Source organism: Telluria sp. PB2R4 (assembly GCF_059685695.1).
This window is the reverse complement of sequence record NZ_JCASIC010000001.1, coordinates 407,931-422,195: the sequence shown is the minus strand read 5'-3', so window position 1 is coordinate 422,195 and position 14,265 is coordinate 407,931. Positions and strand designations below refer to the sequence as shown.

Here is a 14,265-nt window from a genome sequence, read left to right as displayed (position 1 = left end):
ATGTGTAAACAACCCGAAGGATGACAATGAAAGCACTGCCCCAGCTGTTCGCCCTGCCCCTCCTGCTGCTGTCCGGCGCCGCCCTGGCGGATGCCGGTATGTCGGACCAGGCTGTACTCAAGTGCCGCGCCCTGCTCGACACCGGCGCGCGCCTGGCCTGCTACGACGCGATCCAGGTCGGCACAGCGCCGCAGGCGGCAAGCGCCGTGGCGGCGCGCAAGGAAGACAACTTCGGCATCGAAGTCAAGAAGCAGCGCGAAGCGGAGCCGAGCTCGATCACCAGCACCATCGCGGGCGAGTTCCAGGGCTGGGGGCCGGGCTCCCAGATCCGCCTCGCCAACGGCCAGGTTTGGCGCATCGTCGACGGCAGCGAAGCTGTGCTGCCGCGCGTTCGCGATCAGAAGGTCACGATCGAGCGCAACGTGTTCGGCACCCTGTTCTTGAAGGTCGCGGGCACTAACAGCTCGGCGAAGGTGCGCCGGGTGCAATAAGCGCGCGCACCATGTAGCAAGCGTCACCCGGATAGCCCGCCAGGGCGACGCGCGCCTCCGGGCAGTCCGGTGCTTTCTTCTCGTAGCCGAGCGCCGTCCAGAAACCGGCGCTCTCCTGCACCGACACCAGCGCCGACCAGGGCAAGCCGCGCGCCTGCGCCAGCAGGCAGCCGGCCAGCCTGCGCGCCAGGCCGCGGCCGTGCGCACGCGGCGCCACCGACAAATCGTGCAGGTAGAGCGTGTCGGCATCTCCCGCCACCTCGAACTCCGCCCCCAACGGCGTTACATTCCCCAACCGGCTCGGGTAGGCGAACAGGTAGCCGCACACGCCCGATACGTCTTCCACAACCACGCAGGTGTCGCCTGCAGCTTCCATGCGCGCCAGCACCACGCCCGCCGCTTCCTGCATCGCGGGCGGATAACAGGCCGCCTGCACCGCAAGGACGGCATCGAGGTCGTCCGCGCGCATGGGACGGATGTAGTGGGGATATGCGGGCTGCATGGAACGGACCGGACAAAGGGACGGATGGTAGCACGCTGCGCCCCGCCATCGTCACCCGTCGCCACTGGTTCGTCGTTCGTCGCCTGGTGCTTTGCCGGGCCCGGGGCCTTTCCTAGACTAGCCACATTGCCTTATATTGAACACAAGGAGAGCACGATGTGGCGCAAGATCATTGACTGGTACGACGACCTCGAACGGGAACACCTGGCCATCATGGAGCGGCCGGAACTCGCAGCCCGGGTGGCGCCGGGCTACCGGCGCAAGATGGCGAACAACATTGCGGCGCTGTCGCCGGTCGAGCGCCAGCAGTTGCGCGCGTTTTCGCTGACCTATCGCGGCCGGCGCCTGTGGCTGACGCTCGCCGCATTTGCCGCCGGCTTCACGCTGGCAGGCGTCCTGCTGGAGCTGGTCCTCGACAAGGGCAGCTGGATCGCGCCGATCGTCGCCGCCAACATGATGGGCTTCGGCCTGCTCGCCGGCTGTGTCGGTGTCTGGTTCAATTCCGGCGCGGCGTCCAAGAACGGCCGTCGGTTCTTCATTGGGTTGCTATGCGGCGTGCTGGGCGCGTTTATCGGCATCGCCCTCGGCGACGCGCGCCCCTTGGCGGAACAGCTGCCGAAACTTGCCCGCACTGTGCCGATAGTGGCCCTCATCGGCGTCCTCGCTGCCGTACCGCTGGCGATGCTGGGACTCTACCGCCGCCGCCAACATGCGGTGCTCATGGAGCAGCTCCAGCGCGACGCCGAACGCGAACGGCTGGCGCGCGAGCTGGCTGAATCGAAACTGCGCATGCTGCGCGCGCAGATCGAGCCGCATTTCCTGTTCAACACCCTCGGTGCGGTGCAGCAGCTGGCCGCCGACGGCGCCCCGCGCGCCGCCGCCCTGACGGCCGACCTGATCGCCTTCCTGCGCGCCAGCTTCAGCGACATGCGCAGCGCGCAGCTCAGCTTGAAGAGCGAATTCGGCACGGTCGAGTCCTACCTGCGCGTGATGCAGGCCCGCATGGGTGCGCGGCTGCGATTCGACATCGCGCTGCCCGACGCACTCGCATCGATCGAAGTACCGAGCATGCTGGTGCTGACCCTGGTGGAAAACGCGATCAAGCACGGCATCGAGCCTTCGCTGCGCGGCGGCGAGATCCGCGTCGCGGCCGAAAGCGATGGCGGCAAGGTGCGCATCCGCGTGCAGGACAGCGGCGTCGGCATGAGCGCCACGCCGGGAAGCGGTGCGGGCCTGGACAATGTACGGCGGCGCCTGCAGCTGGCCTACGGCGACGAGGCCAGCCTGGAGCTGCGCGAGGCCGAGCCCGGACTGGTGGCCGAACTGAGCATCCCGCTCGCCGTCACGGAGGCGGCATGACCCGGGTGATGATCGCCGAAGACGAGCCGCTCATGCGCGAACGCCTGGCCGGGCTGCTCGCATCGAGCTGGCCCGAGGCCCGGGTGGTGGCGTTGGCCGAAAACGGCAATGACGCCTGGGATGCCTTCCTCGAGCACGCGCCGGAGGTGGTGTTCCTGGACATCCGCATGCCGGGCCTGTCGGGACTGGAAGTCGCCGAGCGCATCGGCGACAGCGCCCACGTGGTGTTCGTCACCGCCTACGACCAGTACGCCGTCGAGGCGTTCGATGCCGGCGCGGTCGACTACCTGCTCAAGCCGGTGCAGCCCGACCGCATGGAACGGGCGCTGGCGCGCATCCGCGCCAAGCTGAACAACCCCCCGGCCGACCTGGGCGACCTGCTGCGCCACCTGAAGACCGCCCTGCCTGGCGCCCGCAGCGAGAAGATGAAGTGGATCAAAGCCACGGTCGGCAAGCAGATTCGCCTGATCGATGTCGACGACGTGCTGTTCTTCCAGTCGGACACCAAATACACGCGGGTGGTGCTGGCCGGTTCCGAGGCCCTGGTGCGGATTCCACTGAAGGACCTGCTGGGCGGGCTGGACGGCGAGCGCTTTTGGCAGATCCACCGGGCGACGCTGGTGAATGTTCGTGCCATCGCCGCGGTCGAGAGGCTGGACGCGGAGCGCATGCAGGTGCTGCTGCGCGGCTGCGACGAAAAGCTGCCGGTGAGCCGGACATTCACGCACTTGTTCAGGGATTGAGGGCGCCGGCGAACCCGTGGGGTCTTTCGATGCGGGAACATGTTTATGCATTGAACGTTTTCGACGGTTCGCTACCGGCCCCGGAGCGGACATCGCGTAGTGGCCAATACAGATCAGAGAAGTGACAAACAAATGAGCAAATACGTATTGCGACTGCGAGTGCAACACTACAGGCTCTCAGCAGCTTTACCGCGGGTTATATCTCGGAATTGCGCATTAGCGAGCTTGCTGTTCGCAAGTACATCGCTGGCGCTAGCAATCCCTCCTCCGCCGGCACAACCTCCTCTGCTGCGCAAAGCCAGGATGACTGTCAAGGTTCAATTGGTTGAGGCAGCAGATGGAACGGTATTCAGGATTACTGAACTATGCGAGGTCAGCGGGACGATTCCTGTCTATGCCGATGAAGGCCATGCTGCGCGCTTTTACGGTGCGGAGATTCAAGGCTGCAGCATGGTGAAGGACGGACAGAAATTGCCTGTATCGATATCGGGAGTAAAGGCGGTGTCGCCAAAGACCGGCAGCTTTGTGCACGCGTACGTAGGCGTAGTTCCACCAGACGCCGTCCCCGGCTGTCCGGATATATGTGGGCCACAACCATTGGCCGATTCGCGGGCAGAAGTGCGAGTGAAGGGTTCCACCAAGTCGATCGAGTTCAGTCTGAGCCCAAATCCTGTCTCTATATTGGGAGCTAAGCCAACGGTTTGGCTTGATGCCAATGTCGAGATTGTCGACTGATCTCGATACGTGATTCGCGCATGCGCGCTATGGTTCGGTTCCTGCCCCATGTGACAGTCAGCGGTTTTTCCGCCCTGACGAGCTGATATGCTGAGCTGAACGGCCTGCCTCGGCCAGAAGCGCACGTTCTGGCGGTCGAAGTAGTCAACAGTGGAGTTAAGTATGCCGTTTACCTTTTCGCTCTTTTTAGGCTTCTTACTTTGCGCTGTCATTAGCCCATTGGTAGCGGTAGGAGTCATGTGGGCCCTGTGGACGGAACGATGGCGCTACGTCGGATGGCGGGTGGGCAAAATTGGGTCGATCATGGCAGCGATGTTTATCGCCACGCATTTCATTCTCAATGCGTTGCTAGGAGACAGCGCTCCGGTCCGAGCAATATCTATTGCAATCGCTGGCGGAGCCGGCTTCACAGCTGGAGCGGGGGGTATTTGCGCATGGTTATGGCTCAAGAGCTGCAAAGTTCTTGCGACAGCCGATTAGGGTCGGCTTTGGGTCGTTTTCAGCCGTTCACCACACCCGTGGCCTGCCTTGACTGCAACCTGCTATGCTCCGTCCGGCGAGCAGGTTCGACTGCGACGCGCCTTCGTGCGCATAAGCGCAGACCCAGGATGAAAGAGTGTGAATGAGTGCCACAGAAAAAACCATGACTGCCGAGTTGGCGTTCCAGCTCGGCAAGGTGACAAGACATGCCATCGATAAGCTGGACCTTGCCCCCAGCCCGATCGAGCTGACCAGGATCGCGAATGAATTGCTGGAAGCGGGCGACGAGAAAGTCGCCGGGGACTTGCTGATGTTGTTCGTGGCAGGCTTCGAGGAAGGTGATCCTCCTGAACGGCGGGCGGATCCGGCAAGCCGCGCTTAGGCAAATCGGCAGGACATCCACGCTGCGGCGTGGAGTCACGCAGGCGTCTAATGCGATGGCGCAGGCCGTTCGTCGCGCCCTGCGCTTGTTCCGTATCGTGCACGCCTTGACGCCAGGGCGCGCATCGGACATGCTGCTAGAATAGCAACGTCTGCCTCGTCCACGAGGCTTGCACGGCGGCGCCCGGGCCTGCGGTCATCCATCGCAACGCCTTCCACGCCACCTGCAAATGCGCAGGCATCCAACCGACCAGCAACCACAAGACGACTGCATGACCTCGAACTCGACCCCAAATGAAGGCGCCCGGCCGCCGCACGCGCCGACCGAATACATTCTCAACGCCAGCTGCCGCGCCGGCATCGGCATCGTGGCCGCGGTGGCCACCTTCCTGGCCGAGCGCGACTGCTACATCTGCGCGCTGGAGCAGTTCGACGACGATTCCACCGAGCGTTTCTACATGCGCGCGGTGTTCCGGCTGCAGGCGGGCTCGCCCGCCATCGACGCCATCCGCGAGCAATTCGCCGCCGGCTGCGCGGCCAGGCTCGAGATGCAGTGGCAGATCCACGACCCGCTGGTGCCGGTAAAAACGGTCATCATGGTGTCCAAGGACGACCATTGCCTGGACGACCTGCTGTACCGCCGGCGCAACGGCGAACTCAATATGCAGATCACGGCCGTGGTCTCGAACCACCTCGACCTGCGCCCCATGGTCGAGCGCGAAGGCATCCGCTTCATCTTCTTGCCGGTGACCAAAGAAAACAAGGCGCAGCAGGAAGCCCGGCTGCTGGAGGTGGTCGAGGAGACCCGCGCCGAGCTGGTGATCCTGGCGCGCTACATGCAGATCCTGTCGGACGAGCTGGCGCGCCGCCTGGCAGGCCGCTGCATCAACATCCACCACTCCTTCCTGCCCGGCTTCAAGGGCGCCAAGCCCTATCACCAGGCCTTCGACCGCGGCGTCAAGCTGATCGGCGCAACCGCCCACTACGTGACCCCGGACCTGGATGAAGGCCCGATCATCGAGCAGATGGTCACCCGCGTCGACCACAACTTCAGGCCGGAACAGCTGGTGCGCGTCGGGCGCGACAACGAGTGCATGGCGCTGGCAGGGGCAGTGAAATTCCACATCGAACGCCGGGTGTTCTTGCACGGGAACAAGACGATCGTTTTCCGCGGGCCCTGACATCGCTGCGCTCTGACAAAGCTGCCGTATGGTTACATTCGGTGAGCATTTGTGCGTCTTGCGAATGCAATAATCCGGGATGCAGTTTGCACTCCGGAAAAGAACACCGTGCTTCGTCCCATCCGTCCCGACGCCCTGACCATTGCCCCGCTCAGCGCCGAGTTCCAGCAGCGCGCCACCGAATCGGCCTACCTCGCCCACCACCTCGGCCGCACCCGCGCCGAGCTTGCCTTTACGCTGCTTTTCTGCAGCCTGTATTTCCTCGGCTTTTTCGCCACCGACCTGGCGGCGTTGGGCATGGTCCCCGACACGGCACTGCTGCTGGGCGCGCGCCTGCTGGTAGCGGTGACCGCCGGCAGCTGCGCCTGGCTGGCCTGGCGGCGGCCGCTCTCGATCGGCGCGACCCGCCTGGCGGCCAGCATCGCCGAAACCGTGGCCCTGGCCTGCTTCATGTTCATCGCGGTGCACCGTCCTGGCGAGTTTCACTGGCACGCGATGTCGCTTGGAATCATGCTGCTGGTGATCTACCTGTACATCCCGAACCGCCACGCCTACGCCCTGGCCATCGCCGCGACGGCAACCGCCGGCTTCCTGGTGCTGACGCTGGCCTACGCCGGCATGGGCTTCGCCGACCTGCTGACCATGGGCATGCTGCTGGCCCTGGTGAACACCTTCGGCGCGCTCGCCGCGCGCCGCTATAACGTCGTGGTGCGCGAGGAATACCGCGCCCAGCGGGTGCTGCAGCACGCGGCCGAGCGCGACCACCTGAGCGGCTGCTACAACCGCCGCTACCTGTACGAACGGCTGATGGACACAACCACCGGGCCCGTGGCCGTGGTCCTGTGCGACATCGACAACTTCAAGGCGATCAACGATACCCACGGCCATGCCGCCGGCGACACTGTGCTGCTGCAATTCGCAGGACTGCTGCAGGCGGTGGCGCGCGAGGGCATCGACAGCGCGGTGCGCTACGGCGGCGAAGAGTTCCTGCTGGTGCTGCCCGACACCGGGCTGGACGAGGCGGTCCGGGTGGCCGAATGGCTGCGCACGCACTTCGGCGCCAGCCCGGTCCAGACCGTCCCGGGCGGCACGCCGGTCCACGCGACCGCCAGTTTCGGGGTGGCCGCAGACGGCGCCGGCGTTACCTCGCTGTCGCTTCTCATCGACGCCGCGGACAAGCGCATGTACGCGGCCAAGCGCAATGGCCGCGACCGGGTCGAGGCGGCGGAACCGTTGGCCGCCTAGGTTTCGGCACGCGGTATCGCCAACCGCTACCGAATCGGCAAGCCGATGCTACTCCGCTTCCTGTCCTTGCACGGATGATACTGGCTGCGCATGATGCGTTCACCTTCATACGGAGAACATCATGCACTCATCCAAGCGACTCCTCCTCGCCACCGTTCTGGCGCTCGCCTGCGGAGCAGGCCAGGCTGCAGGCCACGCCGGCCAATCCGAGCTGTCGAACGCCAGCGCCAACCTGTCCGGCGTAGTCGTCGGCGGCTCCATCCTGACCCTCGCCGCCGCCGGCAGCGTCGTCGTCGCCAGCGTCCGGACAGTCGGCGACGGTATCGAAGTGGTACTCGAAAGCGCCGTGGACGCCAGCCGCGCCACGGTACGGCTGTCCGGCCGCGCCGCGCGCGGCCTGTCTGTTGCGGCAGGCACCGCACTCGAGGTGGTAACGGCGTCCACCGGCTACGTCCTGGTCATGTCGGGCAAGGCCTTGGCTTTCCTCCCGAACGAAGCAGGCAAGGCCTTGCTGCACCATTCGAGGGCAAGCTGATGACACGACGCCTGCTCGCCGCGGTCATCCTGGCCCTGCTGGCCGCCAGTGTTCCGGCCCGCGCCGGCCAGCCCTGCGAGGAACGCCCGCTCGCCCCGCACGAGCTTGTGCTTTCGATGGATCTGGCACAGCGCACGGTGGAGGCACTCGACGCCAGCGGCGCCCGGGCCGCGCTGGTATCGCGGGCCGGCCAGGACCTGAGCCGCTACGGCCTGCGCTACTCGCACATGGGCATCGCGGTGCGCGACCATCCGAAGGGGCGCTGGACCGTCGTGCACGAACTGAACGACTGCGGCAGTGCGGCATCCGGCCTGTATGACGAAGGCATGGGCAACTTCTTCATGACCGACCTGTACCGGCACGAAGCCCAGCTGCTGATCCCCGGGCCGGCGCTGCAGGCGCGGCTGGCCGCGCTGGCGGCCACGCGCACTCCCCTGCGCTTGCACGAGGCCAGGTACAACATGCTGTCTTACGTGTACTCGACGAAGTACCAGAACTCGAACCAGTGGGTGCTCGAGACCGTGGCCGCCGCCGCGGCCCCGCCCGGCCAGGTCGAGACGCGCGGCGAAGCCCAGAAATGGCTGCGCTCGATCGGCTTCCAGCCACCCACCGTCGAGGTTCCGGCAGCGGTTCGCCTCGGCGCGCGCATGTTCCGCGCCAACGTCGCCTTCGACGATCACCCCTTCGAGCGGCGCATGGCCGGGCAGATCGACACCGTCACCACCGACGCCGTCGTGCGGATGGTGCGCATGGTGGACCCGCAAGCCAGGATCCTGGGCGTGGAGTGACGCGCCCGCTTGCGATGCTAAGTGTGTGAACTAACCGAAGGAGATCCGGCTGGCGGCTAAGGTAGCAGCTTCGCAAGGATTTCACGGAAGGACGGCCATGGACCACCACCAGGAATACCCGATCCGGCTGCGCATCAATGGAGAAGACCGGCAGTTCAGGGTCGCATCCTGGGTGACGCTGCTCGACCTGCTGCGCGAACGCGCGGGACTCACCGGCACCAAGAAGGGCTGCGACCACGGCCAGTGCGGCGCCTGTACCGTCCTGCTGGACGGCAAGCGCATCAATTCCTGCCTGACCCTGGCGGTGATGCACGACGGCCGCGAGCTCACCACGGTCGAGGGCCTGGCCGAGGGCGGGGACCTGCATCCCCTGCAGCAGGCCTTCATCGATTGCGACGCCTTCCAGTGCGGCTACTGCACACCCGGCCAGCTGTGTTCCGCGGCCGGGCTGATCGCGGAAGGCCAGGCCAGGACCGTCGACGACGTGCGCGAACTCATGAGCGGCAACCTGTGCCGCTGCGGGGCGTATCCGCAGATCACCCAGGCGGTGACGCAGGTGATGGGTATCGACGGCACGCCCGGTGAAGGCGGAAAACCGTTCACGACCGGTCCGGTGCTCGCATGAACCCGTTCACCTTTACCCAGGCCGGGGACATCGACGCCGCGCTGGCCTGCCTGGCCACGCCGGGCGCGCGCGCCATCGCCGGCGGCACCAACCTGCTCGACCTGATCAAGGAAGGTGTCATGCAGCCGGACGCGCTCGTGGACATCAACCGGCTCGGACTCGACGCAATCGAGGAACTGCCGGGTGGCGGCCTGCACCTGGGCGCGCTGGCCCGCAACGCCGACACCGCCTACCACCCGCTGGTGCGCGAACGCTATCCGCTGCTGAGCGCTGCGATCCTGGCCGGCGCCTCGCCGCAGCTGCGCAACATGGCCACCAACGGCGGCAACCTGCTGCAGCGCACCCGCTGCTATTACTTCTATGATGTCGGCACGCCCTGCAACAAGCGCGAGCCGGGCAGCGGCTGTCCCGCGAAGGACGGCCTGAACCGCCTGCATGCGATCCTCGGCACCAGCGAACACTGCATTGCCACCCACCCGTCCGACATGTGCGTGGCGCTGCGGGCGTTGGACGCGACCGTGCACGTTCGCTCGCAAGACGGCGAACGCACGATCCCATTCGCCGACTTCCACCGCCTGCCGGGCGACCGCCCGGACCTCGACAACACATTGGCGCCCGGCGAACTGGTCACCCACATCGGCTTGCCGGACGCCAGCCGCTTCGCCGCCCACTCCACCTACCTGAAGGTGCGCGAACGCCTGTCGTATGCGTTCGCCCTGGTGTCGGTGGCGGCGGCGCTCGACCTGGAAGGCGGCACGATCCGTGCGGCCCGCATCGCGCTGGGCGGGGTCGCCCACAAGCCCTGGCGGGTCGAGGAAGCCGAGGAGGCGCTGGTCGGGAAGACGCCCGGCCTCGACGCCTTCGGCGCGGCAGCCGACATCGTGCTGCACGGCGCGCGCGGGTACGGCCAGAACGACTACAAGCTCACGCTGGCGCGCAACGCCATCGAACAGGCCTTGACGACCGCCGCGCGCGGCACCGAGCATGCGAAAGGAAAACAGCGATGACAGACCTGATTCCAGAACTGCGCACACCCACGGCGCCCGAGGGCACCGGCCGGGTACGTACCGGCATGGCGGTGTCGCGCGTGGACGGCCACGCCAAGGTGACCGGCCAGGCCCGATACGCCGCCGAACACGAGGCCGAAGGACTGCGCTACGGCGTGGTGGTGAGCGGCACCGTCGCGCGCGGCCGCATCACGTCCATCGAGACCCGCGCGGCGCTGGCCGTGCCCGGCGTGGTGGAGGTGCTCACCCACCTGAACCGCCCCAAGGTCCACTCCTGGGACCTGGCATACAAGGACATGACGGCGCCGGCCGGCTCGCCGTTCCGGCCCCTGTTCAGCGACCGCATCTTCTACAGCGGCCAGCCGGTCGCCCTGGTGGTGGCCGACACCTTCGAGGCGGCGCGCCACGCGGCCCAGCTGGTGCGCGTCGACTACGAGCAGGAAGCCCACGAAACCGACCTGCTGGCATCGCTCGGCCAGGCCTACAAGCCGCGCGCGATGAAGGCCGGCTTCACGCCACCCAGCTCGACCGGTGACGCCGACAAGGCATACGAGGCGGCCGAGGTGAAGATCGACTCCCAGTTCTACCACGGCGTCGAGCACCACAATCCGATGGAAATGCACGCCAGCACCGTCGTGGTTGGCGAGGATGGCCACCTGACCATCTACGAGAAAACCCAGAGTTCGCAGAACAACCGCTGGTACGTGTCGCGCGCCTTCGGCATCAAGAAAGAAAAGGTCACGGTGCGCAACCCCTACGTGGGCGGCGCCTTCGGTTCCGGCCTGCGCCCGCAATACCAACTGACGCTGGCCGTGATGGCGGCGCTCAAGCTGAAATGCTCGGTGCGGGTGGTGCTGACGCGCCAGCAGATGTTCAGCTTCGGCCACCGGCCCGAGACCTGGCAGCGGGTCAAGCTGGCCGCCAACCTGGAGGGCAAGCTGCAGGCCATCGTGCATGAGGCGGTGCAGGAGACCTCGCGCCTGGAAGATTATGTCGAGGTGGTGGTCAACTGGTCGGGGCAGCTGTACGCGTGCGACAACATCAAGCTCGGCTACCAGGTCGTGGCGCACGACCGCCATTCGCCGATCGACATGCGCGCGCCCGGCGCCGCCCACGGCATGCACGCCCTGGAAGTGGCGATGGACGAACTGGCGTACAAGCTCAGGATGGACCCGCTCGAGTTCAGGCGCATCAACTATGCCGACCGCAATCCGCTCGAGGACAAGCCCTATTCCAGCAAGGAGCTGAGCCAGTGCTACGACAAGGGCGCGGCGCGCTTCGGCTGGAAAGATCGGCCGGTCGAGCCGCGTTCGATGCGCGAGGGCGAGGAACTGGTCGGCTGGGGCATGGCGACCGGCATGTGGGATTCGCTGGTGATGATCGCGCGGGTCAGCGCCGTGTTCCATGCGGATGGGCGGCTGGTGGTGAGCAGCGCCGCCTCGGACATCGGCACCGGCACCTATACGGTGATGTCGATGATCGCCGCGGAAAGCCTGGGCCTGCCGCTGGAACGCGTTACCTTCCAGCTGGGCGACTCGACCCTGCCCTTCGCACCGGTCGAAGGCGGTTCGTCGCACGTGGCCACGGTGGGCAGCGGCGTGCACGGCGCCTGCGACAAGCTCAAACAGCACCTGATCAAGCTGGCCAAGGGCATGCCCGGCTCGCCGCTGGCCAAGGCGCGGCCGCAAGACCTCGAATTCGCCGACGGCGCGGTCCAGCTGCGCAAGCGTCCCGAAACAGCCGTCGCGCTGCGCGAGGTGCTGGCAGCGGCTGGTGTCGACCGCGTGGAAGAAAAATTCTTCATGAAGCCGTCGATGCTCCGCCAGCGCAAATACACCCGCGCCGTTCACTCGGCGGTGTTCTGCGAGGTACGGGTCAACGAAAAGCTCGGCATCGTCCGGGTGACGCGGGTTGTGAATGCCGTGGCGGCGGGCCGCATCATCAACGCCAAGACCGCCGCCAGCCAGGTCAGCGGCGGCGTAGTCTGGGGCATCAGCCAGGCGCTGCACGAGGAGAGCTTCACCGACCACCGCTTCGGCCGCTTCATGAACCACAACTACGCCGAGTACCACGTGGCGACCAACGCCGACGTCCACGACATCGAGGTGATCTTCGCCGACGAGGATGACCGCATCGTCAGCCAGCAGCTCGGCGCCAAGGGGGTGGGCGAAATCGGCCTGGTGTCGGTGTCGGCGGCGATCAGCAATGCGATCTTCCATGCCACTGGCAGGCGCTTGCGCGGCACGCCGATCACGCCGGACAAGCTGCTGCTGGGCGAGCACGAGATTCCGTTGGCGGACCCGCCCCAGGTGAGCTAGTTTCCACGGGCCGGGCATGGCGCCAGTCAACAGTCACGCGAAGTGCGTGGCGCGCGTATGTTTTTTTCAACAGCGTGGTCCGTAGGTGACCGCGCGCCGGCGGCGGGCCTGATACCCACGGGCCGCACGGCTTCGCCATTTCCGGCGCTGTTCAGCATCTTTTCCGATATGCCATACGGGTTTCCACGTAGTTGCAAATCTATCTATTTGCTGGTAAAACCAGTCCTGCGTATGCACGGCTTTCATGCAGCGCCACACTGATAAACCGAGATAAAAACCGAGGTTAGAGGACGACACCGATGAAAACGACATTCCTGCGCACCGTCGCGGCGATTGCCCTGCTGGGCGCAGCCGCAGTCTCCACCAGCGCTTCAGCGCAGAACTACCCGACCAAGACCATCACGATGATCGTGCCCTTCGCCGCCGGCGGGCCGACCGACACCGTGGCGCGCCTGGTGGCGCAGTCGATGGGCAACACCCTCAAGCAGCAGATCATCGTCGAGAACGTCGGCGGCGCCGGCGGCACCATCGGTGCGGCGCGCGTGGCCAAGGCAACGCCGGACGGCTACACCATCTTCCTGCACCACATCGGCCACTCCACCGCGCCGGCCCTGTATCGCAAGCTGAGCTACAACGCGATGGACAGTTTCGAGCCGATCGGCCTGGTCACCGACGTGCCCATGACCCTGATCGCCAAGGCCAACTTCCCGGCCAAGGACTTCAAGGAACTGCTGGCCTACGTGAAGGCCAACAAGGACAAGGTCACCTACGCCAACGCCGGCCTGGGCTCGGCCTCGCACCTGTGCGGCATGCTGTTCCAGACCGCCATCGGTGTCGACCTGACCACCGTGCCCTACAAGGGCACCGGTCCGGCCATGAACGACATGCTGGGCGGCCAGGTCGACCTGATGTGCGACCAGACCACCAACACCACCAGCCAGATCAAGGGCGGCAAGGTGAAGGTCTATGGCGTGACCACCAAGGCGCGCCTGGCCTCGATGCCGAATGTACCGACCATGAACGAAGCCGGCCTGCCGGGCTTCGAGGTGGCGGTGTGGCACGGCATGTACGCGCCGAAGGGCACGCCGAAGCCGGTCATCGACACCCTGTCGAACGCCCTGCGCGCGGCGCTGAAAGACCCGACCGTCAAGCAGCGCTTCGCCGACCTCGGCACCGAGCCGGTGGCGGACAGCCGCGCCCGTCCGGAAGCCCTGCGCGCCCACGTCAAGTCGGAAATCGAGCGCTGGGGCCCGATCATCACCAAGGCCGGCCAGTACGCCGACTGATCCCGCCGCAATCGATGCAGCGGCAGGCTGCGCGGCGCCCGACGTCCAGCGTCCGGAACCCGCGCGGCCTGCCGACACCTAACGAATAACAAGCAACAAGGGGTTCGCAGTGGCTTCCATCGTCCGCCATCCGAAGAATTTCTGGATCGGCATCATCTTCCTGTTTTTCGGCCTCGCCGCCATCTACCTCATCGGGGACAACGAGATGGGCACCGCCGGCCGCATGGGCCCGGCCTATTTCCCGACCATCCTCGGGGGCCTGCTGGCGCTCGTCGGACTCGCCGGCATCATCCGCGCCTTCATCGGCCGCCGCTCCGAGGCGCATGACGCGATCGGCACCTTCCACATCAGGGACATCGTCATCATCCTCGGCGCGGTGATCCTGTTCGGCGTCCTGATGCGCGGCGCCGGCCTGCCCGCGGCCGCCTTCGTGCTGGTACTGCTCAGCTCCTTCGCCAGCAAGCAGTTCGAGATCAAGAGCGCGCTGCTGCTCGCCATCGGGCTCGCAATCTTCGCCGTGCTGCTGTTCGTGAAACTGCTCGGACTGCCGATGCCGATCATCGGCCCATGGCTGGGAGGGGCGTAAGAC

Annotated in this window: 15 protein-coding genes; 14 read left to right on the top strand and 1 reads right to left on the bottom strand. The window is 66.0% G+C overall.

Annotated features, from left to right (window positions below; genetic code table 11):
- The first annotated feature begins 26 nt into the window (after positions 1–26).
- The gene (locus AC56LU_RS01755; protein ID WP_497173868.1) at positions 27–491 is read left to right on the top strand and encodes a hypothetical protein; all 465 of its coding nucleotides are present in this window, start codon (positions 27–29) and stop codon (positions 489–491) included.
- Here AC56LU_RS01755 and AC56LU_RS01750 read toward each other — a convergent pair.
- Positions 457–993 (bottom strand): GNAT family N-acetyltransferase, encoded by a 537-nt coding sequence (locus tag AC56LU_RS01750; protein ID WP_497173867.1) that lies wholly within the window; start codon positions 991–993, stop codon positions 457–459. The two genes, AC56LU_RS01755 and AC56LU_RS01750, sit on opposite strands and share 35 nt — an antisense overlap.
- 156 nt (positions 994–1,149) lie before the next feature.
- On the opposite strand from AC56LU_RS01750, the gene AC56LU_RS01745 reads away from it, so the two are divergent.
- The 13 genes from AC56LU_RS01745 to AC56LU_RS01685 all read left to right on the top strand — a co-directional run bounded on the left by AC56LU_RS01745 (position 1,150) and on the right by AC56LU_RS01685 (position 14,262).
- A complete protein-coding gene (locus AC56LU_RS01745) occupies positions 1,150–2,352 on the top strand; it encodes a sensor histidine kinase (RefSeq protein ID WP_497173866.1) in 1,203 nt (400 codons plus the stop codon).
- Positions 2,349–3,095, top strand: coding sequence for a LytR/AlgR family response regulator transcription factor (locus tag AC56LU_RS01740; RefSeq protein ID WP_497173865.1), 747 nt, complete (start codon positions 2,349–2,351; stop codon positions 3,093–3,095). Before AC56LU_RS01745 ends, AC56LU_RS01740 begins: the two co-directional genes overlap by 4 nt.
- Positions 3,096–3,398: 303 nt before the next feature.
- Complete coding sequence (locus tag AC56LU_RS01735; protein ID WP_497173864.1) at positions 3,399–3,830, top strand: hypothetical protein; 432 nt, start codon at positions 3,399–3,401, stop codon at positions 3,828–3,830.
- Between the two features lie 622 nt (positions 3,831–4,452).
- Positions 4,453–4,692, top strand: coding sequence for a hypothetical protein (locus tag AC56LU_RS01730; RefSeq protein WP_497173863.1), 240 nt, complete (start codon positions 4,453–4,455; stop codon positions 4,690–4,692).
- Between the two features lie 271 nt (positions 4,693–4,963).
- Positions 4,964–5,872 (top strand): formyltetrahydrofolate deformylase, encoded by a 909-nt coding sequence (gene purU / locus AC56LU_RS01725; RefSeq protein ID WP_497173862.1) that lies wholly within the window; start codon positions 4,964–4,966, stop codon positions 5,870–5,872.
- A 108-nt stretch (positions 5,873–5,980) separates the two neighbouring features.
- Entirely contained in the window at positions 5,981–7,117 is a 1,137-nt protein-coding gene (locus tag AC56LU_RS01720; protein WP_497173861.1) for a GGDEF domain-containing protein, read from the top strand.
- A 121-nt stretch (positions 7,118–7,238) separates the two neighbouring features.
- Positions 7,239–7,652, top strand: coding sequence for a hypothetical protein (locus AC56LU_RS01715; protein WP_497173860.1), 414 nt, complete (start codon positions 7,239–7,241; stop codon positions 7,650–7,652).
- Positions 7,652–8,440 carry a DUF2145 domain-containing protein gene (locus AC56LU_RS01710; protein ID WP_497173859.1) on the top strand — a complete coding sequence of 263 codons (789 nt, stop codon included), beginning with the start codon at positions 7,652–7,654 and terminating at the stop codon, positions 8,438–8,440. Before AC56LU_RS01715 ends, AC56LU_RS01710 begins: the two co-directional genes overlap by 1 nt.
- A 97-nt stretch (positions 8,441–8,537) precedes the next feature.
- Positions 8,538–9,065, top strand: a complete 528-nt coding sequence (locus AC56LU_RS01705) for a (2Fe-2S)-binding protein (protein WP_497173858.1) — start codon at positions 8,538–8,540, stop codon at positions 9,063–9,065.
- Positions 9,062–10,072: an FAD binding domain-containing protein gene (locus AC56LU_RS01700; protein WP_497173857.1), complete on the top strand. Its 1,011-nt coding sequence runs from the start codon at positions 9,062–9,064 to the stop codon at positions 10,070–10,072. The genes AC56LU_RS01705 and AC56LU_RS01700 overlap by 4 nt, the downstream gene beginning before the upstream one ends.
- Positions 10,069–12,390: a xanthine dehydrogenase family protein molybdopterin-binding subunit gene (locus AC56LU_RS01695; RefSeq protein ID WP_497173856.1), complete on the top strand. Its 2,322-nt coding sequence runs from the start codon at positions 10,069–10,071 to the stop codon at positions 12,388–12,390. The genes AC56LU_RS01700 and AC56LU_RS01695 overlap by 4 nt, the downstream gene beginning before the upstream one ends.
- A 299-nt stretch (positions 12,391–12,689) precedes the next feature.
- On the top strand, positions 12,690–13,676 hold the full coding sequence (locus AC56LU_RS01690) for a tripartite tricarboxylate transporter substrate binding protein BugD (protein ID WP_497173855.1): 987 nt from the start codon (positions 12,690–12,692) through the stop codon (positions 13,674–13,676).
- A 109-nt stretch (positions 13,677–13,785) separates the two neighbouring features.
- A complete protein-coding gene (locus AC56LU_RS01685; protein WP_497173854.1) occupies positions 13,786–14,262 on the top strand; it encodes a tripartite tricarboxylate transporter TctB family protein in 477 nt (158 codons plus the stop codon).
- The last annotated feature ends 3 nt before the right edge of the window (positions 14,263–14,265 follow it).